General features: G+C 70.4%; 18 protein-coding genes. 10 read left to right on the forward strand and 8 right to left on the reverse strand.

Annotated features, from left to right (window positions below; genetic code table 11):
- Nucleotides 1-8: 8 nt before the first annotated feature.
- From BM198_RS20855 to BM198_RS20870, 4 genes are all read right to left on the reverse strand, one after another.
- Nucleotides 9-1,385 carry an L-serine ammonia-lyase gene (locus tag BM198_RS20855; RefSeq protein ID WP_074972044.1) on the reverse strand — a complete coding sequence of 459 codons (1,377 nt, stop codon included), beginning with the start codon at nt 1,383-1,385 and terminating at the stop codon, nt 9-11.
- Nucleotides 1,386-1,539: 154 nt separating this feature from the next.
- Nucleotides 1,540-4,407 (reverse strand): aminomethyl-transferring glycine dehydrogenase, encoded by a 2,868-nt coding sequence (gene gcvP, locus BM198_RS20860; protein WP_074972046.1) that lies wholly within the window; start codon nt 4,405-4,407, stop codon nt 1,540-1,542.
- 12 nt (nt 4,408-4,419) lie between these two features.
- The gene (gene gcvH / locus BM198_RS20865) at nt 4,420-4,794 is read right to left on the reverse strand and encodes a glycine cleavage system protein GcvH (RefSeq protein WP_074972047.1); all 375 of its coding nucleotides are present in this window, start codon (nt 4,792-4,794) and stop codon (nt 4,420-4,422) included.
- A 510-nt stretch (nt 4,795-5,304) separates the two neighbouring features.
- A complete protein-coding gene (locus BM198_RS20870; protein WP_044399610.1) occupies nt 5,305-6,828 on the reverse strand; it encodes a sigma-54-dependent transcriptional regulator in 1,524 nt (507 codons plus the stop codon).
- 198 nt (nt 6,829-7,026) lie between these two features.
- On the opposite strand from BM198_RS20870, the gene BM198_RS20875 reads away from it, so the two are divergent.
- From BM198_RS20875 to glgB, 3 genes are read left to right on the forward strand one after another with little or no spacing between them, the layout of a single operon-like run.
- Nucleotides 7,027-9,027 carry an alpha-1,4-glucan--maltose-1-phosphate maltosyltransferase gene (locus BM198_RS20875; protein ID WP_074972228.1) on the forward strand — a complete coding sequence of 667 codons (2,001 nt, stop codon included), beginning with the start codon at nt 7,027-7,029 and terminating at the stop codon, nt 9,025-9,027.
- 10 nt (nt 9,028-9,037) lie between these two features.
- Nucleotides 9,038-10,639: a putative maltokinase gene (locus BM198_RS20880; protein ID WP_074972049.1), complete on the forward strand. Its 1,602-nt coding sequence runs from the start codon at nt 9,038-9,040 to the stop codon at nt 10,637-10,639.
- Complete coding sequence (glgB, locus tag BM198_RS20885; RefSeq protein WP_074972051.1) at nt 10,632-12,818, forward strand: 1,4-alpha-glucan branching protein GlgB; 2,187 nt, start codon at nt 10,632-10,634, stop codon at nt 12,816-12,818. Before BM198_RS20880 ends, glgB begins: the two co-directional genes overlap by 8 nt.
- A gap of 48 nt (nt 12,819-12,866) precedes the next feature.
- On the opposite strand, the gene BM198_RS29390 is transcribed toward glgB, so the two are convergent.
- Both BM198_RS29390 and BM198_RS20895 read right to left on the reverse strand, forming a co-directional pair.
- A complete protein-coding gene (locus BM198_RS29390; protein WP_083422434.1) occupies nt 12,867-13,367 on the reverse strand; it encodes a DUF3203 family protein in 501 nt (166 codons plus the stop codon).
- On the reverse strand, nt 13,357-13,731 hold the full coding sequence (locus BM198_RS20895) for a Rho termination factor N-terminal domain-containing protein (protein WP_074972053.1): 375 nt from the start codon (nt 13,729-13,731) through the stop codon (nt 13,357-13,359). The genes BM198_RS29390 and BM198_RS20895 overlap by 11 nt, the downstream gene beginning before the upstream one ends.
- Before the next feature lie 205 nt (nt 13,732-13,936).
- Between BM198_RS20895 and BM198_RS20900 the strand changes: the two genes are divergently transcribed.
- Nucleotides 13,937-14,329 carry a DUF2513 domain-containing protein gene (locus tag BM198_RS20900; protein WP_074972055.1) on the forward strand — a complete coding sequence of 131 codons (393 nt, stop codon included), beginning with the start codon at nt 13,937-13,939 and terminating at the stop codon, nt 14,327-14,329.
- Between the two features lie 15 nt (nt 14,330-14,344).
- The gene (locus tag BM198_RS20905; RefSeq protein WP_074972057.1) at nt 14,345-16,810 is read left to right on the forward strand and encodes a glycogen/starch/alpha-glucan phosphorylase; all 2,466 of its coding nucleotides are present in this window, start codon (nt 14,345-14,347) and stop codon (nt 16,808-16,810) included.
- Nucleotides 16,811-16,822: 12 nt separating this feature from the next.
- Here the strand turns inward: BM198_RS20905 and BM198_RS20910 are convergent, their stop codons facing one another.
- Nucleotides 16,823-17,206 carry a hypothetical protein gene (locus tag BM198_RS20910; protein ID WP_074972059.1) on the reverse strand — a complete coding sequence of 128 codons (384 nt, stop codon included), beginning with the start codon at nt 17,204-17,206 and terminating at the stop codon, nt 16,823-16,825.
- 84 nt (nt 17,207-17,290) lie between these two features.
- Nucleotides 17,291-18,205 (reverse strand): AraC family transcriptional regulator, encoded by a 915-nt coding sequence (locus BM198_RS20915; RefSeq protein ID WP_074972062.1) that lies wholly within the window; start codon nt 18,203-18,205, stop codon nt 17,291-17,293.
- Nucleotides 18,206-18,311: 106 nt separating this feature from the next.
- Between BM198_RS20915 and BM198_RS20920 the strand changes: the two genes are divergently transcribed.
- From BM198_RS20920 to BM198_RS20940, 5 genes are read left to right on the forward strand one after another with little or no spacing between them, the layout of a single operon-like run.
- The gene (locus BM198_RS20920) at nt 18,312-18,872 is read left to right on the forward strand and encodes a carboxymuconolactone decarboxylase family protein (protein WP_074972064.1); all 561 of its coding nucleotides are present in this window, start codon (nt 18,312-18,314) and stop codon (nt 18,870-18,872) included.
- A gap of 30 nt (nt 18,873-18,902) precedes the next feature.
- A complete protein-coding gene (locus tag BM198_RS20925; RefSeq protein ID WP_074972066.1) occupies nt 18,903-19,979 on the forward strand; it encodes an acyl-CoA dehydrogenase family protein in 1,077 nt (358 codons plus the stop codon).
- On the forward strand, nt 19,976-20,812 hold the full coding sequence (locus tag BM198_RS20930) for an ABC transporter ATP-binding protein (RefSeq protein ID WP_074972068.1): 837 nt from the start codon (nt 19,976-19,978) through the stop codon (nt 20,810-20,812). Before BM198_RS20925 ends, BM198_RS20930 begins: the two co-directional genes overlap by 4 nt.
- Complete coding sequence (locus BM198_RS20935; RefSeq protein ID WP_044399583.1) at nt 20,778-21,977, forward strand: ABC transporter substrate-binding protein; 1,200 nt, start codon at nt 20,778-20,780, stop codon at nt 21,975-21,977. The genes BM198_RS20930 and BM198_RS20935 overlap by 35 nt, the downstream gene beginning before the upstream one ends.
- Nucleotides 21,974-22,723 carry an ABC transporter permease gene (locus tag BM198_RS20940; protein WP_044399579.1) on the forward strand — a complete coding sequence of 250 codons (750 nt, stop codon included), beginning with the start codon at nt 21,974-21,976 and terminating at the stop codon, nt 22,721-22,723. The genes BM198_RS20935 and BM198_RS20940 overlap by 4 nt, the downstream gene beginning before the upstream one ends.
- Nucleotides 22,724-22,733: the final 10 nt, after the last annotated feature.

Genomic DNA, 22,733 nt, shown 5'->3' on the forward strand with positions numbered 1-22,733 from the left:
ACCGGCACTCAGCATTCGATGATGTTCACGGCGAGGCCGCCGCGAGCGGTTTCCTTGTACTTGCTCTTCATGTCGGCCCCGGTCTGGCGCATGGTGCGGATCACCTTGTCGAGGGAGATGAAGTGCTGGCCGTCGCCGCGCAGGGCCATGCGTGCGGCGTTGATGGCCTTCACCGAGCCCATGGCGTTGCGTTCGATGCAGGGCACCTGGACCAGGCCGCCGACCGGGTCGCAGGTCAGCCCCAGGTTGTGTTCCATGCCGATCTCGGCGGCGTTCTCCACCTGTTGCACGCTGCCGCCCATGACTTCGCAGAGCGCGCCGGCGGCCATGGAGCAGGCCACGCCCACCTCGCCCTGGCAGCCCACTTCGGCGCCGGAGATGGAGGCGTTCTCCTTGTAGAGGATGCCGATGGCGGCGGCGGTGAGCAGGAAGCGCTCCACGCCCTCGTCATTGGCGCCCGGGACGAAGCGCGTGTAGTAGTGCAGCACCGCCGGGACGATGCCCGCCGCGCCATTGGTGGGCGCGGTGACCACGCGCCCGCCGGTGGCGTTCTCCTCGTTCACCGCCAGGGCGTAGAGGTTGACCCAGTCCAGCACCGTCAGGCTGTCGCGCAGGGCGGCTTCCGGGCGCTCGCTGAGCTGGCGGAACAGCGCGGCGGCGCGGCGCTTGACCTTGAGCCCGCCGGGCATGATGCCCTCCTTGCGGCAGCCTGCTTTCACGCAGTCCTGCATAACCTGCCAGATGCGCTGCAGCCCGGCGCTGGTCTCCTCGGGGCTGCGCCAGGCCTTCTCGTTCTCACGCATCAGCGCGCTGATGGAGAGGCCGCTGGCGGCGCAGTGGGCGAGCAGTTCCTTGCCGGTCTTGAAGGGGTAGGCGAGGGGCGTCTGGTCCTCGACGATGCGGTCGCGCCCGGCGGCCTCGTCGTCCACCACGAAACCGCCGCCCACCGAGTAGTACTCGCGGGCGCGTAACTGCAGGCCGGCCGCGTCGAAGGCGCGGAAGATCATGCCGTTGGGGTGGAAGTCGAGGGGTTTGCGGATCAGCGCCAGGTGCTCCTTCTCCACGAAGCGGATGGGCTTCTCGCCACCCAGGCGCAGCTCGCCGCTGTCGCGGATGGCCTTCAGGCGGGCCTCCACGGTTTCGGTGTCGATGCTGTCCGGTTGCTCGCCCTCCAGGCCGAGCAGCACGGCCTTGTCGCTGCCGTGGCCCTTGCCGGTGGCGCCCAGGGAGCCGTACAGCTCCACCTTGAGGCTGGTGGTGCTGGCCAGCAGGTGCTCCCGCCGCAGGCCGTCGACGAAGCGGGCAGCCGCCCGCATCGGGCCGACGGTGTGGGAGCTGGAAGGGCCTATGCCGATCTTGAACAGGTCGAAGACGCTGAGGGACATGGTGTCGCTCCTGAGCCTGGTTCGTGCTCGTTGTTATTGGGTCAGCGTAGACACTTGGGGTGGCCGGGCCATGCGGCCCGACCGTTGAAGCGCAAGGCGGTGCGTGGGAGAGAATTCATTCGCGAATGAACTCGCTCCCACCTTCACGGGCCGGTCAGGCGTCCTGGTAGGCCTCGATGGACGGGCAGGCGCAGACCAGGTTGCGGTCGCCATAGACGTTGTCGACCCGGCCCACCGGCGGCCAGTACTTGCCTTCCACCAGGCTGGCGGTGGGGTACACGGCCTGTTCGCGGCTGTAGGGGTGGGCCCACTCGCCGACCAGTTCCGCCGCGGTGTGCGGGGCGTTCTTCAGCGGGTTGTCCTCGGCGTCGAGCGCGCCGGTCTCCACCGCGCGGATCTCGTTGCGGATGCGGATCATGGCGTCGCAGAAGCGGTCCAGCTCTTCCTTGGACTCGCTCTCGGTGGGCTCGATCATCAGCGTGCCGGCCACCGGGAAGGACATGGTGGGGGCGTGGAAGCCGAAGTCGATCAGGCGCTTGGCCACGTCGTCGACGCTGATGCCGCTGCTGTCCTTGAGCGGGCGCAGGTCGAGGATGCACTCGTGGGCCACCAGGCCGTTGGTGCCGGTGTAGAGCACCGGGTAGTGCTCTTCCAGGCGACGGGCGATGTAGTTGGCGTTGAGGATCGCCAGCTGCGAGGCGCGACGCAGGCCGGCGCCGCCCATCATGCGGATGTACATCCAGGTGATGGGCAGGATGCTGGCGCTGCCGAAGGGCGCGGCGCTTACCGCGCCTTCCTTGCGCGCCAGATGGCCGTGGCCGGGCAGGAAGGGAGCCAGGTGGGCCTTGACGCCGATCGGGCCGACGCCCGGGCCGCCACCGCCGTGGGGGATGCAGAAGGTCTTGTGCAGGTTCAGGTGGGACACGTCGCCGCCGAACTGGCCCGGGGCGCAGAGGCCGACCATGGCGTTCATGTTGGCGCCGTCGATGTACACCTGGCCGCCGTTGGTGTGGATGATCTCGCAGATCTCGCGGATGCCTTCCTCGAACACGCCGTGGGTGGAGGGGTAGGTGATCATGATCGCGGCGAGGCGCTCGCGGTGCTCTTCGGCCTTGGCCTTGAGGTCGGCGATGTCGACGTTGCCACGGGCGTCGCAGGCGGTGACCACCACGCGCATGCCGGCCATGTTTGCGGTGGCCGGGTTGGTGCCGTGGGCCGATTGCGGGATCAGGCAGATGTCGCGCTGGTCGTCACCACGGCTCAGGTGGTAGGCGCGGATGGCCAGCAGGCCGGCGTACTCGCCCTGGGAGCCGGCGTTGGGCTGCAGCGACACGGCGTCATAGCCGGTGGCGGCGCAGAGCATGGCTTCCAGCTCCTGGGTCAGCTGCTGGTAGCCCTGGGACTGCTCGGCCGGGGCGAAGGGGTGCAGGTTGCCGAACTCGGCCCAGGTGATCGGGATCATCTCGCTGGCGGCGTTCAGCTTCATGGTGCAGGAGCCCAGCGGGATCATGCTGCGGTCCAGGGCCAGGTCCTTGTCGGCCAGCTTGCGCATGTAGCGCATCAGCTCGGTTTCCGAGTGGTAGCGGTTGAACACCGGGTGGCTGAGGATCGGCGACTGGCGCAGCAGGGCGGCCGGCAGGCGGCTGGCGGCGGTGCCGGCCAGGGCGTCGAACGCCGGCATGGCCTGGCTGTCGCTGAACAGCGCCCAGAGCTCTTCCACATGGGCCTGGGTGGTGGTCTCGTCCAGGGACAGGCCCAGGCGCTGGTCATCGATCTCGCGCAGGTTGATGCCCTGGGCGCGGGCCTTGGCGTGCAGCTCGGCGGTACGGCCGCCGGTGGCCAGGGTCAGGGTGTCGAAGAAGTGCTGTTGCTCGACGCTGTGGCCCAGCTGGGCCAGGCCCTCGGCGAGGATGGCGGTGAGCTGGTGCACGCGCTTGGCGATGCGGGTCAGGCCCTGGGGCCCGTGGTAGACGGCGTACATGCTGGCGATGTTGGCCAGCAGCACCTGGGCGGTGCAGATGTTGCTGGTGGCCTTCTCGCGGCGGATGTGCTGCTCGCGGGTCTGCATGGCCAGGCGCAGGGCCGGCTTGCCGTGGCGGTCGATGGACACGCCCACCAGGCGGCCCGGCATGTCGCGCTTGAACGCATCGCGGGTGGCGAAGTAGGCCGCGTGCGGGCCGCCGAAGCCCAGCGGCACGCCGAAGCGCTGGGCGCTGCCCAGGGCCACGTCGGCGCCGAACTCACCGGGCGGGGTCAGCAGGGTCAGGGCCAGCAGGTCGGCCGCGACCGCCACCAGGGCGTTGGCGCCGTGCAGGCGCTCCACCAGGTCGCGGTGGTCATGGATGTCGCCGTCGGTGGCGGGGTACTGCAGCAGCGCGCCGAAGTAGGCGGAAACGTCGCTGATCTCGCGCTCATCGCCCACCACCACCTCGATGCCCAGGGGCTCGGCGCGGGTGCGCAGCACGTCCAGGGTCTGCGGGTGGCAATGACGGGAGGCGAAGAAGGCGTTGCTGGCCTTGTTCTTCGACAGGCGCTTGCAGAAGGTCATGGCCTCGGCGGCGGCGGTGCCTTCGTCCAGCAGGGAGGCGTTGGCGATGGGCAGGCCGGTGAGGTCGCTGATCAGCGTCTGGAAGTTCAACAGGGATTCCAGGCGGCCCTGGGAGATCTCCGGCTGGTAGGGGGTGTAGGCGGTGTACCAGGCCGGGTTTTCCAGCAGGTTGCGCAGGATCGGGCTCGGCGTGTGGCAGGGGTAGTAGCCCTGGCCGATGTGGTTGCGCAGCAGCTGGTTCTTGGCGGCGATGGCCTTGATGGCCGCGAGGGCCTCGGCTTCGCCCTGGCCGGGCAGGGCCAGGTCGAGCACGCTGCTGTCCTTGATGGACTCGGGGATGACGCTGGCGGTCAGGGCTTCCAGGTCGCTGTGGCCGAGCAGGTCCAGCATGGCCTGGATGTCGGCCTCACGCGGGCCGATGTGGCGGGCGATGAACTCGTTGGCGGTGTCGAGGGAACGGGTCTGGATGGGCATGGCGGGTGTTCCTCAGGCGTTCTTCACCAAAGCATCGTAGCCGGCCTGGTCGAGCAGGCCATCCAGTGCACCGGCATCGTCCAGGCGCATGCGGAAGAACCAGGCCCTGCCTTGCGGGTCCTCGTTGACCTGCTCGGGGGTGTCGGGCAGCTCGCCGTTGACTTCCACCACCTCGCCGTCCAGCGGCATGACGATGTTGCTGGCGGCCTTGACCGACTCCAGCACGGCGACTTCCTCGCCCTTGGCGTAGCGTTGCAGTTCGGGGAGTTGAACGAAGACCACGTCGCCGAGGGCGTCCTGGGCGAAGTCGGTGATGCCGACGGTGACCAGGCCGTCTGCGTCCAGGCGCAGCCATTCGTGATCAGCGGTAAAGCGCAATTGGCTCATTGGTAACTCCTCGATGCGGTGGCCCGGTTCTTTGCCGGGCGCTGATAGGGACCCCCGGCACGGAGCGTCGCCCCGTGCTGTCTGGGCGCCTCATAGCAAGGCGGATGCCATTGAATAAAAATTCAATAAAAACAAATAGATATAATATTTTGTTGATGTGAAATCTTTTGGTGCGTGTAGCGAAATCGCTACGGCTCTCGCGGTGACCGACCGGCCATGTGCGCGAAATCCAGGCGTGATGGGGCTTTCAAAGGATTTGTTGCGAATTCGATACGCTGTATCGAAATCGATACGTTCGAGTAAAAAACCTAAATAAAATCCAATAAAAACAATTAGATAGGATGTTTATCTAATGTGAATTATTTGTTTTGAGCGCTGCGAGCCCCCCGAGGCTGCCAGGCGCGTGCTCGCAGCCCCAGGCAGGCGGCCGCCAGCGGCGGCGAAGGTCGCTCTTGAATGGTGGTTTTATTATTTGAAAATCAATCGCTTACGAGTGATTCGCAAGGTCGCTCATGCGTTCTTGCCCGGGATGCCGTACTTGCGCAGACGATGGGCAATGGCGGTGTGGGAGGTCTTGAGCCGGGCGGCCAACTGGCGGGTGGAGGGGTAGCTGGCGAAGAGCTTCTCCAGCAGGCCGCGCTCGAAGTTCTCCACGGCCTCTTCCAGGCTGTTCACTTCCCCGTCGCTCTGCCGGGCCACGGCGGTGCCGGCGATGTCCAGGTCGCCGATCTCCACGATGTTGCTCTCGCAGATGGCGGCCGCACGGAAGATCACGTTCTGCAGCTGGCGCACGTTGCCCGGCCAGCGGTTGCCCAGCAGCGCCGGGTAGGTGCCGGGCGCCAGCCGGCACGGCGGCCGCTGGATCTGGGTGCAGGCCTGCTGCATGAAGAAGCGCGCCAGCAGGAGGATGTCCTGCTCCCGCTCGCGCAGCGGCGGCACGTCCAGGCTGAGCACGTTGAGGCGGTAGAACAGGTCCTCGCGGAAGCTGCCCTCGGCCACCATCTTCTCCAGGTTGCGGTGGGTGGCACTGAGGATGCGCACGTCCACCTTCACCTCGCGGTCGCCGCCCACCCGGCGGAAGCAGCCATCGCTGAGGAAGCGCAGCAGCTTGGCCTGCAGGTAGGGCGACATCTCGCCGATCTCGTCGAGGAACACCGTGCCCTGGTTGGCCAGCTCCAGCAGGCCCGGCTTGCCGCCTCGCTGGGCACCGGTGAAGGCGCCCGGGGCATAGCCGAACAGCTCGCTCTCGGCGAGGTTCTCCGGCAGGGCCGCGCAGTTCAGTGCCAGGAACGGCTGGTTGCGCCGGGCGCTGACGGCGTGGCAGGCCCGGGCCACCAGTTCCTTGCCGGTGCCAGTCTCGCCGGTGATCAGCAGGGGCGCATCCAGGGCCGCCACCCGCAGGGCACGGGCCTTGAGGGTGCGGATGGGCTGGGAGTCGCCCAGCAGCGAGTCGAAGCCCTCGGCGTGGTCGTGGTGCAGGGCCGAGAGCCGCTCGCCGATGCGGTTGGGCAGGTAGAGGGTCAGCAGCGCCCCGGTGAGCCGCTCGCCCTCGTTGATCGGCACCGCGTCCAGCAGCAGCGCCTGGCCCTTGAGCTGGATTTCCCGCAGCGGCAGGCGGAAGCCCTGCTCGCGCAGCACCTCGTGCAGGCTCTCGTCGCCGAACAGCTGGGCCAGGGTGATGCCGGCCGGTTCCTCGCCGTACAGCGCCACCAGCGCCGGGTTGGCCAGCAGCACGCGGCCATTGCCGTCCACCGCCAGCACCGGGTCGGTCATCGCCGCCAGCAGCGCATCCAGCTGCAGGCGGTGGCGCTGGCCGGGGAGGATGTCCACCACCGTCACGTCCTGCACACCGTGCACCTTGTGCAGGGCCTCGCGCAGCTCGTCCAGCACCTCGGGGCTCAGGGTCGGTGCGTCGATGTAGACGTTCGGCGGCACCATCTCCACCGCATCCAGGTTGAGGTTGCGTCCGCCGAGCAGGGCGAGCACTTCCTGGGTGATGCCGACGCGATCGATGAAGGTGACGTGAATGCGCATGGAAACCGGGCCGTACGAAGGAGCGGGGATTATGCCGCTCCCGCCGGGCCGGAGCCATGCCCGGGTGGTGCCGGGGTGGCGCAATCAGTTCGAACTTTGCCGACGGCCCGGGCTCGGAACTAGCAGATTCCCGCCAACCGGCGCGGCCGTGGGTCGGCCCGCTGCGCGCCGGCCACAAGGAGCCCGTCCATGTTTCCCATGCACCCTGCCGAATCCGTGGCGCGCCTGACCGGCGCGCTGTCCCTGGAAGAAGCCCTGGCCTGCCCGCGCATCGCCATCGAGGCGGTGGAGCCGGTGGTGGATGGCGGCCGTTTCGCTGCCAAGGCCATCGCCGGCGAGCCGCGCACGGTGAGCGCGGTGATCTTCGCCGATGGCCACGACAAGCTGGCGGCCCACCTGCTGTGGCGCGAGTCCCGCGAGGCCCAATGGCAGCGGGAGCCCATGCTGCCGCTGGGCAACGACCACTGGCAGGCCCGCTTCGTGCCACCCGGTGTCGGCCGCGTGGTGTTCGCCGTGGAGGCCTGGTGGGACCTGTACGCCAGCTATTGCGACGAACTGGCGAAGAAACACGCCGCCGGCGTCTCCATCGCGCTGGAGCTGCGCGAAGGAGTGGCCCACCTGGAGCGGGTCGCCGCCCAGGCCCCGCCGGACCAGGTGGAAGCGCTGCGCACGCTGATCGAGGCGGTGGAGGCCACCCAGTCGGTGGAGGAGCGCGTGGCGCTGCTGCTGGCACCGGAAACCCGCGCCGCCGTGGACCGGGTCCAGGCCCACCCGCACCGGGTGTGCAGCCCGCTGTTCCCCCTGGAGGTGGAGCGCAAGCGGGCGGAGTTCGCCAGCTGGTACGAGCTGTTCCCGCGCTCCGCCGCCAACGACGGCCAGCGCCACGGCACCTTCCGCGACGTCATCGAGCGGCTGCCGGCGATCCAGGCCATGGGCTTCGACGTGCTCTACTTCCCGCCCATCCACCCCATCGGGCGCACCCACCGCAAAGGGCCGAACAACGCCCTGGAGGCCGGCCCGGACGACCCCGGCAGCCCCTACGCCATCGGCAGCGCCGAGGGTGGGCACGAGGCCATCCACCCCCAGCTCGGCAGCCGCGACGACTTCCTCGCGCTGGTGCAGGCAGCCCGTGACCACGGCCTGGAGATCGCCCTCGACTTCGCCATCCAGTGCTCCCCCGACCATCCCTGGCTGGCGCAGCACCCCGGCTGGTTCAGCTGGCGCCCCGACGGCACCATCCGCCACGCCGAGAACCCGCCGAAGAAGTACGAGGACATCGTCAACGTCGACTTCTATGCCCGCGAGGCCCAGCCCGACCTCTGGCTGGCCCTGCGCGACGTGGTGCTGGGCTGGGTGGAGGCGGGCGTCACGCTGTTCCGCGTCGACAACCCCCACACCAAGCCGCTGCCGTTCTGGGAATGGCTGATCGCCGAGGTGCGCGGTCGCCACCCGGAGCTGATCTTCCTCGCCGAGGCCTTCACCCGCCCGGCGATGATGGCGCGCCTGGGCAAGCTGGGCTTCTCCCAGAGCTACACCTACTTCACCTGGCGCACCACCAAGGCCGAGCTGGCCGAGTACCTGCTCGAACTCAACCAGCCGCCGCTGCGGGACTGCTACCGGCCCAACTTCTTCGTCAACACCCCGGACATCAACCCCTTCCACCTGCAGGGCCAGGGGCGCGCGGCGTTCCTCATCCGTGCCGCGCTGGCGGCCATGGGCTCGGGGTTGTGGGGGCTGTATTCCGGCTTCGAGGTCTGCGAGTCCGCCCCCGTGCCCGGCAAGGAGGAGTACCTCGACTCGGAGAAGTACCAGCTGCGCGCCCGGGACTACCAGGCGCCCGGCAACATCGTCGCCGAGATCGCCCAGCTCAACCGCATCCGCCGGGAGAACCCGGCCCTGCAGAGCCACCTCGGCCTGCAGGTCTACAACGCCTGGAACGACCAGATCCTCTACTTCGGCAAGCGCAGCGCCGACGGCGAGAACTTCGTCCTGGTGGCCATCAGCCTCGACCCGCACCAGGCCCAGGAGGCGCACTTCGAGCTGCCGCTGTGGGAGATGGGCCTGCCCGACGACGCCATGACCCAGGGCGAAGACCTGATGAACGGCCACACCTGGACCTGGCACGGCAAGGTCCAGTGGATGCGCATCGAACCCTGGCGCCTGCCATTCGGCATCTGGCGCATCCGTCCCCAGGACTGAGGACACCGCCATGCCCAGGCCCGAACCGGCTCCCGCGACCCCGCCCGACCTGCCCACCCTGACCCTGGACGGCAGCCTGGCCGACCTCCCACCGGCTGCCCTGGAGGCGGCCCTGCAAGGCTGGCTGCCGAGCCGCCGCTGGTACCCCGGTACCCGTGCCGATGCCGCCCGGCTGCTGTACCTGTTGCCCTGTGGCAACGCAGAGCTGCCGGCCGTGCTGGCGGAGGTGGAGGTGCCCGGCGACCCCGCCAGCTACCCCGTGCCCCTGGTCTTCGTGCCGTTGGAGCAGGCCGCCGGCGCCTCCGATGCCCTGCGCGGCGCCGTGGCCCGCCTGCGCCTGGACGGGCGCGACGGCGTGCTGATGGAGGGCTTCGGCGTGCCGGCGTTCATCACCCGCTGGCTCGATGACCTGGCCCGCGAGCCCGTGCGCGCCGTGGCCGGCGGCGAGCTGCACTGGCTGCCGGTGGCCGCTGCCGGCGCCTTGCCCGGCTGGCAGGGGGCGCCGGTCAAAGTGCTCTCGGCGGAACAGTCCAACAGCTCGGCGGTGATCGACGGGCGCTACATGTTCAAGCTGCTGCGCCGGGTGCTGCCCGGCCTGCACCCGGAGGCGGAGATGGGCGCCTACCTCACCGCCCAGGGCTTCGCCCACGTCCCGGCGCTGCTGGGCCAGGTGCGCCGGGTGGACGCCGACGGCGCTGCCCGGACCCTGGCCGTGCTGCAGGCCTTCCGGCCGAACCAGGGCGACGCCTGGCAATGGACCCTGGAGCACCTCGACCGCGCCCTGCGCAATGCCCTGGCGGCGGATGCCGGGGGTGAGCAGGCCGCCGAAACCGAACTGCGCACCCTGCAGGCCTTCGCCGGGGTGCTCGGCCGGCGCCTGGGCGAGCTGCACAGCGTGCTGGCACGCCCCGCCGACGAGGCTGACTTCGGCCCGCTGGAAAGCGATGCCGCCACCACCGAGGCCTGGGCCCGCAGCGTGGTGGCCCAGCTGGACGCAGCACTGGCGACGCTGGAGGACCACCGCGCCGCCCTCGATCCCGAGGCGGCGGCCCTGGCCGCAGGGCTGTTGCAGCGTCGCGATGCCCTGCACCAGCAGGTGGAAACCCTCGCCCGGCGCAGCGCCGGCGGGCTGCTGATCCGCGTCCATGGCGACCTGCACCTGGGCCAAGTGCTGGTGGAGGACGGCGACGCCTGTTTCATCGACTTCGAAGGCGAACCCACCCGCAGCCTGGCCGAACGCCGGGCCCGCCACAGCCCCTTCAAGGACGTCGCCGGCCTGCTGCGCTCGTTCGACTACGCCGCCGCCATGCTGGTGCGGGGTGACGGGGTGGCGGACCACGCGCCCCAGGCCGCAGCCCTGCGTCGGCAACTGGCCGAGCGCTACCGGCAGCAAGCCGGCCGCGCCTGCCTGGAGGCCTACCGCATCGCCGCCGCCGGGCTGCCCCACGCCTGGTTCGAACGGGACGGCGAGCAGGCTGCCCTCGCGCTGTTCGGCATCGAGAAGGCCGCCTACGAAATCCTCTACGAAGCCCATTACCGCCCGCACTGGCTCGCCGTGCCGCTGCGCGGCCTGGTGGCGCTGACCCAAGACCCCGGAGTGACCCATGAGTGAGACCCTTGTCGGCGCGGATGCCGAACGCAACGCCATCCAGGCCCTGGTGCGGGCCGAGCAGGGCGACCCCTTCGCCTGGCTCGGCCCGCACCCCGTGGCCGATGGCTGGCGGGTGCGGGCCTACCTGCCCGGCGCCCTGCAGGTGGAGCTGCTGGACGAGCAGGGCGCCGTGCCCATGCAGCCGGCCGCCACCCCCGGCCTGTTCAGCGCCCCCTGGAGCGGCCAGGGCCGCTACCGCCTGCGCATCCACTGGGCCGGCGGCGTGCAGGAGACCGAGGACCCCTACAGCTTCGGCCCCTGCCTGGGCGAGATGGACCTCTACCTGTTCGCCGAAGGCAACCACCGCGAACTCGGCCAGGTCTTCGGCGCCCAGCGGGTGGAGCACGAAGGCGTCGAGGGCGTGCGTTTCGCCGTGTGGGCGCCCAATGCCCGGCGCGTCTCGGTGGTGGGCGGGTTCAACGGCTGGGATGGCCGTCGCCACCCCATGCGCCTGCGTCACCCCACGGGCGTGTGGGAGCTGTTCGTGCCGCGCCTGCAACCGGGGGAGGTCTACAAGTACGAGATCCTCGGCAGCCATGGCGTGCTGCCGCTGAAGGCCGACCCGCTGGCCCTGGCCACCGAGCACCCGCCCGCCACCGGCTCGGTGGTGGCCGAGCCCCTGGCCTTCCACTGGCACGACGAAGCCTGGATGGCCGAGCGCAGCCGCGCCCAGGCCCATGACCGGCCGCTGTCGATCTACGAGGTCCACGTCGGCTCCTGGCGCCGCGAGGGCGGGCCGGAAGGGCCGGTGCTGCACTGGAAGGCCCTGGCCGAGCAACTGATCCCCTATGCCCTGGAGATGGGCTTCACCCACCTCGAACTGCTGCCGATCATGGAGCACCCCTTCGGCGGTTCCTGGGGCTACCAGCCGCTGTCGCTGTTCGCGCCCACCGCCCGCCACGGCAGCCCGGCGGACTTCGCCGCCTTCGTCGACGCCTGCCACCAGGCCGGCCTGGGGGTGATCCTCGACTGGGTGCCGGCGCATTTCCCCACCGACGAGCACGGCCTGGCGCGCTTCGACGGCACCGCGCTCTACGAGTACGCGCACCCCTTCGAGGGCTTCCACCAGGACTGGGACACCTACATCTACAACCTCGGTCGCCACGAGGTGCACGGCTTCATGATCGCCTCCGCGCTGCACTGGCTGCGCGTCTACCACATCGACGGCCTGCGGGTGGATGCGGTGGCCTCCATGCTCTACCGCGACTACTCGCGCAAGCAGGGCGAATGGATCCCCAACCGCCACGGCGGGCGGGAGAACCTGGAGGCCATCGACTTCCTCCGCCACCTCAACGACGTGGTCGCCTCCGAGGCGCCCGGTGCGCTGGTCATCGCCGAGGAGTCCACCGCCTGGCCGGGCGTGAGCCGCCCGGTGCGCGAAGGCGGCCTGGGGTTCACCTACAAGTGGAACATGGGCTGGATGCACGACAGCCTGCGCTACATCGCCGAAGACCCGCTGCACCGCAGCCACCATCACCACCAGCTCACCTTCGGCCTGCTCTACGCCTTCTCCGAGCAGTTCATCCTGCCCATCTCCCACGACGAGGTGGTCCACGGCAAACGCTCGCTGCTGGACAAGATGCCCGGCGACCGCTGGCAGAAGTTCGCCAACCTGCGGCTGTACCTCAGCTTCATGTGGACCCACCCGGGCAAGAAGCTGCTGTTCATGGGCTGCGAGTTCGGCCAGTGGCGGGAATGGAGCCATGACGGCGAGCTGGACTGGTACCTGCTGCGCTATGCCGAGCACCAGGGCGTGCGCGACCTTGTGGCCGCACTCAACCGCCTGCACCGCGAGGAACCGGCCCTGCACCAGTTGGACGGCCAGGCCGAAGGCTTCCAGTGGCTGATCGGCGACGACTCGGTCAACAGCGTGTACGCCTGGCTGCGCCGCGACCGCGAGGGTGGCCCGCTGCTGGTGGTGCACAACTTCACCCCGGTGCCGCGCCCGGGCTACCGGGTCGGCGTGCCCGTGGGCGGGCGCTGGCGGGTGCTGCTCAACAGCGATGCGGATGCCTTCGCCGGCTCCCATGCCGGCACCCTGGCCGAAGCCGCCACCGTGGAGGGCGGCAGCCACGGCCAGGCCCATGCGCTGGTGCTGGACCTGCCACCCCTGGGCAGCCTGGTGCTCAAGCCGGCCTGAGCCTGCCGGCACGTCGCCCGGGCGGCGTGCCGGCGGGGGCAGGGTGGGTCAGTCCGCCAGCAGGTTGAAGCGTTCGTCCCGGGCCCCGGCGCCGATCAGCGCCTGGGCCTGGTCTTCGGTGAGCAGGGCGGTGCCCGCCGTGCAGTGGATCACCGAGGCGCGCAGCCCCTCGTCGGTGGTGACCACCACGTCGCGGATCGGCAGTTCGCAATGGTTGCCGTTGAGTTCGATGGAACAGGTACCGGCGTCGACGTCGTAGCTGATGCTCATGTGAGCCTCCTTCAGCAGGCCTGGGAGCCGCACCGGCTGTGGGCGGCTCTGGAACGGGGTACGGATGCCCTGGCGCGGGTCCAGCACGGGGTGGTCGCCCGCTGGCCGGGCCGGCCGGGTTGGCGGGGTGGCCGCCCGGTAGAGCGCGGCGGCGCCCAGCACGGCCTGCAGCAGCCCCAGCGGGCCGCCACGCAGGGCGCCGCGCACCAGCAGCCAGCCACCGGCGCCGCACAGCGCCAGGCGGCCAGCCGGTGATGGACGGCGCGGCTCAGGCCGCATGGCGGATCGCCTGGATCAGCTCAGCCTTGCGCATGCGCGAGCGCCCGGCGATGCCCAGGTCCCGGGCGCGCATCATCAGGTCCGCGCGGGTGCTGTCTTCCAGGGACTGGCCCGGACGCGGCGCGCCCTGGCGGGTGGCGGCCGCCTGGCGGGCCGAGGATTGCCGCGCAGCGCGCTTGGCCGTGGCCGGCTTGCGGGTGCCGGAGCCGGACTTCTCGCCGCCGCCGGACTGCTTGTTCACCGTGGCCCAGGCGCGGGCCTCGGCTTCCCTGGGCGCCACGCCCTTGTCCTCGTAGCTCTGCTCGATGTGCTCGGCCTTGCGCTTCTGCTTGTCGGTGTAGGCGTCTTTGCTGCCGCGTGGCATGGCGGTCTCCTCCTGTTTCCGGGCCTCCGGGGCGAGGCCCGCTACAGGGTGGGAGCGGTGGCGCTGCGGGCGAGTTCCGGTGATCTGCGGCGCCGCTCGACCGATGGTCCCGCCGCCCTGAAAGCAGGTTGAACCTTCCGGCGCTGCAGGGGGACTCACCCAAGGGAGCCGCGAAACCCCGTGATTCGGCAGAAGGAACTTCACCATGAAACGAGACTGGGACCTCATCCGCAGCCTGCTGATGGCCGTCGAGACACTGGAGGGCGGGCGGCACTTCGCGCCGCGCGCCTGGGACGGGCACTCGGCCGCGCAGGTGGCCCATCACCTGCACCTGCTGGCCCAGGGCGGGCTGGTGGTATGCGCCACGCACCACCCCTGGAATGGCGAGCCGGTGATGATCGCCACCGGCCTGACCCTGGCCGGGCACGACCTGCTCGACCGCCTGGGTGACGACGCCACCTGGGCGGCGCGCAAGGCCGACCTGCTGGCCCGCGAAGGCGCCATCACCCTCGACGGCCTGCTGGCCCAGGGCTTGCCGCCCCGTATCCCCGAGGCCCGCCGCCTGCGCGTGGCCCACGCCGACGCCCGCATCGACTGACCCGGGAGAGCCCCCATGAGTGCAGAACAGGACGCCCCGGCCACCCGCCCGGAGGTGGACGCCTTTCGCCAGCGCATCCTCGACAAGCTGCGCTACGCCGTGGGTAAGGACCCCGGCAGCGCCTACCGCCACGACTGGTTCGAGGCCCTGGCCCTGGCCGCCCGCGACCACCTGGTGGACAACTGGGAGGAAGCCGGCACCGGGCAGGCGCGCCGGGATCACAAGCGCGTCTACTACCTCTCCCTGGAGTTCCTCATCGGCCGCCTGCTGGTGGACTGCCTGAGCAACCTCGGCCTGCTGCAGACCGCCCGCGAAGCCCTCGACGGGCTCGGCGTGTCTTTTGACGAAGTGCGCCAGGTGGAGCCCGACGCCGCGCTGGGCAACGGCGGCCTCGGCCGGCTGGCCGCGTGCTTCATGGAGAGCATGGCCACCCTCGGCCTGGCCGCCCACGGCTACGGCATCCGCTACGAGCACGGGCTGTTCCGCCAGGTCATCACCGACGGCTGGCAGCAGGAGCAGACCGAGACCTGGCTGGACTTCGGCAACCCCTGGGAGTTCGAACGGCCCGAGGTGAGCTACGGCATCGGCTTCGGCGGCAGCGTGACGACCCTCGAAGAGGAGGGCGGCACCACCCGCCAGGTCTGGCAGCCCGCCGAGACCCTGCGTGCCATCGCCTACGACACCCCCGTGGTGGGCTGGCGCGGCGCCAGCGTCAACACCCTGCGCCTGTGGCGGGCCCGGGCCATGGAGGACCTGCAACTGGAGCGGTTCAATGCCGGCGACCACTTCGGCGCCGTGGCCGACGTGGTGCGCGCCGAGAGCATCTCGCGGGTGCTGTACCCGGCCGACAGCACCGAGGCCGGCCAGGAGCTGCGCCTGCGCCAGGAGTTCTTCTTCGTCTCCGCCTCCCTGCAGGACCTGCTGCACCGCCACATGCAGGCCCACGGTGAGATCCGCAGCCTGCCGCAGAAGGCGGCGATCCAGCTCAACGACACCCACCCGGCCATCGCCGTGGCCGAGCTGATGCGCCAACTGGTGGACGAGCACCGCCTGCCCTGGAACGAGGCCTGGGGCATGACGGTGGCGACGTTGTCCTACACCAACCACACCTTGCTGCCCGAAGCGCTGGAAACCTGGCCCGTGTCGCTGATGGAGCGGCTGCTGCCGCGCCACATGCAGATCATCTACCTGGTCAACGCCTTCCACATCGACGCCCTGCGCGCCGCCGGCGAGCATGACTTCGCGCTGCTGCGCGCGGTGTCGCTGATCGACGAGGAGCACGGTCGGCGGGTGCGCATGGGCAACCTGGCGTTCCTCGGCTCCCACAGCGTCAACGGCGTTTCGGCGCTGCACACCGACCTCATGCGCGAGACGGTGTTCCGCGACCTGCACCGGCTCTACCCCGAGCGCATCAGCAACAAGACCAACGGCATCACCTTCCGCCGCTGGCTCTACCAGGTGAACCCCGGGCTCACCGCGCTGCTGGTGGAAACCCTCGGCGAATCCCTGCTGGACCAGCCCGAGCACCAGCTGCGCAACCTCGAGCCCTGGGCCGCCAAGCCGGGCCTGCGCAAGCGCTTCGCCGCCCAGCGGCAGCAGAGCAAGGCCGCGCTGGCGGCCCTGGTGCAGGAGCGCCTGGGCATCACCCTGGACACCACCGCGCTGTTCGACGTGCAGGTCAAGCGCATCCACGAGTACAAGCGCCAGCTGCTCAACCTGCTGCACACCGTGGCCCTGTACCAGGCCATCCGCAACGAGCCGGCCACCGACTGGGTGCCCCGGGTCAAGGTGTTCGCCGGCAAGGCCGCCGCCAGCTACCAGCAGGCCAAGCTGATCATCAAGCTGGCCAACGACATCGCCCGCACGGTCAACGCCGACCCCACGGTGCGTGGCCTGCTGAAGGTGGTGTTCCTGCCCAACTACAACGTCAGCCTGGCGGAGACCATCATCCCCGCCGCCGACCTGTCGGAGCAGATCTCCACCGCCGGGCTGGAAGCCTCCGGCACCAGCAACATGAAGTTCGCCCTCAACGGCGCGCTCACCATCGGCACCCTGGACGGCGCCAACGTGGAGATGAGCCAGCTGATCGGCGCCGAGCACATGTTCATCTTCGGCCTGACCGCCAGCCAGGTGGAGCAGCGGGTGCGCGCGGGCGACCTGGAAATGCAGGCCGTGGTCGCCGCCGACGACCGCCTCGCCGCCGCCCTGGAGGCGATCCGCAGCGGGGTCTTCTCACCGGACGACCCGAGCCGCTACCAGGGCCTGGTGGACGGCCTGGTGCACCACGACCGCTTCATGCTCTGCGCAGACTTCAGCGCCTACTGGCACGCCCAGCGCCGGGTCGACGCCGCCTGGCAGGACCCGGACCGCTGGTGGCGCTCGGCGGTGCTGAACACCGCGCGGGCCGGGTGGTTCTCCTCCGATCGCACCATCGGTGAGTACGCAGCGGACATCTGGCAGGTGCCGACCCGGCGGGATTGATTCCTGCGGGTGTTACCAGAAGCCCGCCTGGCGCCGCTCGGCCGTGTAGTCCAGGGACAGCCCGAAGGCTTCGCGGAAGAAGGCCGCCAGGCGGGTATCCAGCACCGTCTCGTTGACCGAGGCCGGCGCCGCTTCCAGGCGCCGGGTTTCCCCCGCGTCGGCGAAGAAGCACTCATGGCGTACCCGTGCAGCTGCCGTGTCGCCCAGCAGGCGGTAGCGGCTGGGCCGCTCGCCGGGGCGTGCCACCTCCAGGCACAGGGCGGGCCCCACGCTGTTGGCTTCGTAGCGCACCACCGCTTCCAGCCCTGCCTGGCGGGCGTGGCGTGCGGCGTCTTCGAACAGCGGGCGGGCGATCTGTTGCAGGAGGGCATGCAGGTCGTGCGGGGGCTGATCCATGGGGCGGCTCCTCTCGGCGTGGCGGGTCCGAACGGTAGAGCCGCCGGGCCGGCGCGGGGTTTCAGCCGGCCGCCGGGTGGTCGCCTAGCCGCGCTGCCCCGACGACTTGCGGTACGCCCCCGGCTGCACCCCGGTGACCTTGTGAAAGGCGCGGGTGAAGGCCGCCACCGACTGGTAGCCGACGGCATCCGCCACCTCGGCCACCATCCGCCCGTTGTCCAGCAGGCGACACGCCTGGCGCATGCGCAATGCCAGCAGCACGTGGCCTGGTGACTCCCCCGCCAGCTCCTGGAAGCGCTTGAAGAACGCCGAGCGCGACAGCCCGGTGCAGGCCGCCATCTCCTCCAGGCTCCAGGCCCGGCCGGGCTGGGCGATCAGCTGTTCCAGCAGCCCGGCGAAGGCCGGCTGGCGCGCCAGCGCGGCGAGCCCGCCGAGGCGGGTGTTGTCCGTCACCTGCTGGCGCAGCACGTAGAGGAACAGCAGGTGGCTGAGGCGCTCCAGCAGGGCCGGCGAGGGCGCCGGAAGGCGCGCGCACTCCTGCAGGATCAGCTCGAACAGGCTGCGCGCAGCGGCCAGGGAGGGGTCGCCCCTGCGCAGCACGATCCACGGTGGCAGCGACTCGACGATCAGCGCCGACAAGCCCTGGCGGAAGTGGAAGAACCCGCACACCAGCCCCACGCCATCCCCGGCGGCCGGCTCCAGGGCCTGCATGGTGCCCTTCGGCTGGGCGCGGGCGGCCTCCGCCGTCGCCTCGCCGGAAAGCCGGTAGGCCAGGTCGCGCAGCAGGAACACCGCGTCGCCGCTCTCCAGGCGCAGGGCCTCGCTGCCGTCGTCCAGATGCAGCCAGCAATGCCCCTGCACCACCAGGTGGAAGCTGGCGCGGGCCAGGCCCTGGGTGCTGGCGTGCCAGCCGCCGCAGTAACGGCCGACGTGGAAGAGGCTGGTGTCGAGTTCGAGGTTCTCTAATAACCAATCGACCAGGGGGCTGGATGAATTCATCTAAGGGAAAGACTCAGGAGCAAGTGATAGCGACTTTAGAATATTGAACGGGTTTCTTATTACCAACAGACTTTTCGGCACCCGAACCGACCCAGGAGAAGACTCCATGTCCCGTGTGCCCGTACAGACCCTCGACAGCGCCCCCGAAGCGGCGCGCCCGCTCCTCGAAAACGCCCTGAAGAACTCCGGTTTCATCCCCAACCTGCTGGGGGTGCTGGCCAATGCGCCGGCGGCCCTGGAAACCTACGTCACCGTCTCGGCGCTGAACGGCAAGGCTGAGCTGAACCTGGCCGAAAGGGAAGTGGTGCAACTGGTTGCGGCAACTCGCCACGGCTGCGATTTCTGCGTAGCCGGGCACACTGCCGTCGCTACCAACAAGGCCAAACTGCCGGCCGAGGTGGTCAGTGCCCTGCGGGAAATGGCGCCCCTGCCCGAGGCGCGCCTGGAGGCCCTGGCGGCCTTCACCCAGGCCGTGATCGCCACTCGCGGCGATGTCAGCGACGCTGACTTCGCCGCCTTCCGCGCAGCCGGCTTCACCGACGGCAACGCCCTGGAGGTGATCCTTGGCGTGAGCCTGGCTACGCTTTGCAACTTCGCCAACGTCTTCGCCCGTACGCCGCTCAATGACGAGCTGGCCAGGTACCGCTGGCAACGTCCGGGGGCCTGAGCCCCGGACGCCGATGATCAGGAGATCGACATGCTGGACCCCAACCTGAGCCACTGGCTCGACAGCCAGGCCGAGGCGCTCGACACCGGCGCCTGCGACCCCGACACCCTGCTGCACGCGCTCAGCCAGGCCGGCCTACCCAAGGTCGGCGTGGATCGCGCCCTGGGCGGCGATGGCGGCACCCTGCACGACGCCATCGAGACGGTCGCCGCCGTGGCTGGCCACTCGCTCACCGCCGCCTTCGTGCTGTGGGGGCAGCGCGCCTTCATCGAGTACGTGCTGCACACCCCCAACGAGGCCCTGCGCGAGCGCCTGCTGGGCGACCTGCTGGCCGGCCGCGTGGCCGGTGCCACGGGCCTGTCCAACGCCATGAAGTTCCTCAGCGGCGTCGAGGCGCTGCAGGTGCGCAGCCAGGCCACCGAGAGCGGCTGGCGCCTGGACGGGCGCCTGCCCTGGGTGACCAACCTGCGCCGCCAGGGCTTCCTGGTGGCCGCCGCCGTGGAAGCCGGGGAGGGCCAGCCGCCGCTGGTGCTGGCGATCCCCGACGGGCTGGCGGGCCTGGCGCGCTCCGCCGACCTCGACCTGCTCGGCCTGCAGGGCAGCAACACCGCCGCCCTCGACCTGGCCGGGGTGGAGCTCGACCGCGCCTGGCTGCTGCACGAAGACGCCCGGCGTTTCCTCCCGGGGGTGCGCCCGGCCTTCCTCGGCCTGCAGTGCGGCATGGCCCTCGGGCTGGCGCGGCGCTGCCTGGACGAGGTGCAGGCGCACCTCGGCGACGGCGGTGGCCGGGCCCTGCTGGAGGCCGAGCTGGGCGCGCAGCGCACCCGCCTGGAGGCCCTGGCCCGCGAACTGCACCAGGGGCTGGACGAAGGCCGCTTCCTCGCCCAGCCGGCTGCGCAGTTCCGCCTGCGCATCGGCCTGGCGGAGAGCGTCGCCGACGCCATCCAGCTGGAGCTGCAGGCCAGCGGCGGCAAGGCCTACCTGAGTGAGCACGGTGCGGGCTTCGCGCGGCGCTGGCGGGAGTCGGCCTTCGTGCCCATCGTCACCCCCAGCCTGGTGCAGCTGCGTACCGAACTGAACCGCCAGGCCCGCGAGGTGGTGGCGTGAGCGACGGGTTGCTGACGGCCGAGGGCATCCGCCTCGGCTACCTGCGCGGCAACCAGCGCCAGGAGGTGCTGGCGCGCTTCGACCTGCAGCTGGCGCCGGGGGAGGTGGTGTCCATCCTCGGCCCCAGCGGCGTCGGCAAATCCAGCCTGCTGCGGGTGCTGGCGGGCCTGCAGCAGCCCTGCGGTGGGCAGGTGCGGCTCCACGGCGAGCCGCTGGACGGCCCCCACCCGCGCGTGGCGGTGGCCTTCCAGGACCCGAGCCTGCTGCCCTGGCTGAACCTGGAGAAGAACGTGGCCTTCGGCCTGGATTTCGCCCGCCAGCCCAAGCTGGCTGCCGCCGAACGCGAGGCGCGGGTGGAGCAGGCCATCGCCGCCGTGGGCCTGGCCCACGCCCGTGGCCACTTCCCCGCGCAGCTCTCCGGCGGCATGGCCCAGCGCACTGCGCTGGCCCGCTGCCTGGCACGGCGCCCCGAGGTACTGCTGCTGGACGAACCCTTCGGCGCGCTGGACGAGGTGACCCGCGCCGACATGCAGCAACTGCTGCTGCGACTGATCCACGAGCAGCGCACCGCCGCCGTGCTGATCACCCATGACATCGACGAGGCCCTGCTGCTCTCCGACCGCATCCTGCTACTGGGCGACACCCCGGCGCGGATCCTCGGCGAGTGGACCCCGGACCTGCCCCAGCCACGGGCGGAGCGGGTGGAGGAACTGGGGGCCTTGCGCGTCGACATCCTCAAGACCCTACGGCGGGCCAGCCGCGGAAACGGAACCCCAACCCCTGATACGGAGGCCCACGATGTGCCTGGACGATCCCTCTCATTCCCGACGTGACATCCTCAAGCTCGGCGCGCTGCTGACCGCCGCCGGCGCGCTGCCGCTGCTCACCAGCCTGCAGGCCCGCGCGGCCGCCGAGCCCGACGCGCCGGTGCGCATCGGCTACCTGCCGATCACCGACGCCACGCCGCTGCTGGTGGCCCACGCCAACGGCCTGTTCGAGGCCGAGGGCATCAAGGCCGAGCGCCCGGTGCTGCTGCGCAGCTGGGCGCAGGTGATCGAGGCCTTCATCTCCGGCCAGGTGAACGTCATCCACCTGCTGTCGCCGATGACCGTCTGGGCCCGCTACGGCAGCAAGGTGCCGGCCAAGGTGGTGGCCTGGAACCACGTCGGCGGCTCCGGCCTCACCGTGGCGCCGGGCATCGAGCAGGTGGCCCAACTGGGCGGGCGCACCGTGGCGATTCCCTTCTGGTACTCCATCCACAACGTGGTGGTGCAGCAGCTGCTGCGCGACAGCGGCCTGGTGCCGGTGAGCAAGCCGGTGGGCGCGGCCCTGGCCGCCAACGAGGTCAACCTGGTGGTGCTGCCGCCCTCGGACATGCCGCCGGCCCTGGCCAGCAAGCGCATCGACGGCTACATCGTCGCCGAGCCGTTCAACGCCCTGGCGGAGAACCTCAAGGTCGGCCGGGTGCAGCGCTTCACCGGGGACGTCTGGCGCAACCACGCCTGCTGCGTGGTGTTCATGCACGAGCACGACCTGAACAACCGCCCCGAGTGGTCGCAGAAGGTGGTCAACGCCATCGTCAAGGCGCAGCTCTGGACCCGCGAGAACCGTGCCGAGGCGGCGAAGCTGCTGTCCAAGGACGGCGCCAACCGCTACACCCCCCACGCCCCCGAGGTGCTGGGCAAGGTGCTGGCCCCGGCGGCCGGCGAGCGCGACGGCTACGTGAAGAGCGGTGCCATCCGCCATGCCGCGTGGGACGAGCAGCGCATCGACTTCCAGCCCTATCCCTTCCCCAGCTACACCGAGGAGCTGGTCAGCCGCCTGAAGGACACCCTGATCCAGGGCGACAAGTCCTTCCTCGCCGGGCTCGACCCCAAGGCCACCGCCGCCGACCTGGTGGACGACCGCTTCGTGCGGGCGGCCCTGGCCGGCGTCGGCGGGCTGGAGGCGTTCGGCCTGGGCGGCGGCTTCGAGCGCACCGAGGAGATCGCCGTTTGAACCTGAACCGCCTGTTCCTCGGCCTCGGCGGCCTGGCCGCCCTGGGCCTGCTGTGGTGGCTCGGCGTGGCGGCCGGGGGCGGGGACGACGGCCTGGCCGCACGCTTCTCGCCCCAGCAGACCCTGGCCAGCCTGCAGGAGCTGCTGCACCGTGGCGAGCTGTACGAGCACGTGTGGGTGAGCCTCAAGCGCATCCTCGTCGGGCTGTCCCTGGCGCTGCTGGTGGGCGTGCCCCTGGGGCTGCTGGTGGGCAGCTCGCGCAACCTGGAGGCCGCCACCACGCCGGCTTTCCAGTTCCTGCGGATGATCTCGCCGCTGTCCTGGATGCCCATCGCGGTGATGCTGATGGGGGTGGGCGACCAGCCCATCTACTTCCTGCTGGCCTTCGCCGCCGTCTGGCCGATCCTGCTCAACACCGCAGCCGGGGTGCGCCAGCTGGACCCGCGCTGGCTGCAGCTGGCCCGCAGCCTGAGCGCCACCCGCCGGGAAATGCTGCTGAAGGTGATCGTGCCCGGCGTGCTCGGCCACGTGCTGACCGGCGTGCGCCTGGCCATCGGCATCCTCTGGATCGTGCTGGTGCCCTGCGAAATGCTCGGGGTCAGTGCCGGGCTCGGCTACTACATCCTCGATACCCGCGACCGCCTGGCCTACTCGGAGCTGATGGCCATGGTGCTGCTGATCGGCGTGCTGGGCTTTGCCCTGGATGCCGCCGCGCGGGGGCTCTACCAGCGCTGGTCGCACACCTGAGGCGCTGGAT

The sequence above is a fragment of the Metapseudomonas otitidis genome (assembly GCF_900111835.1).
GTDB lineage: Bacteria > Pseudomonadota > Gammaproteobacteria > Pseudomonadales > Pseudomonadaceae > Metapseudomonas > Metapseudomonas otitidis.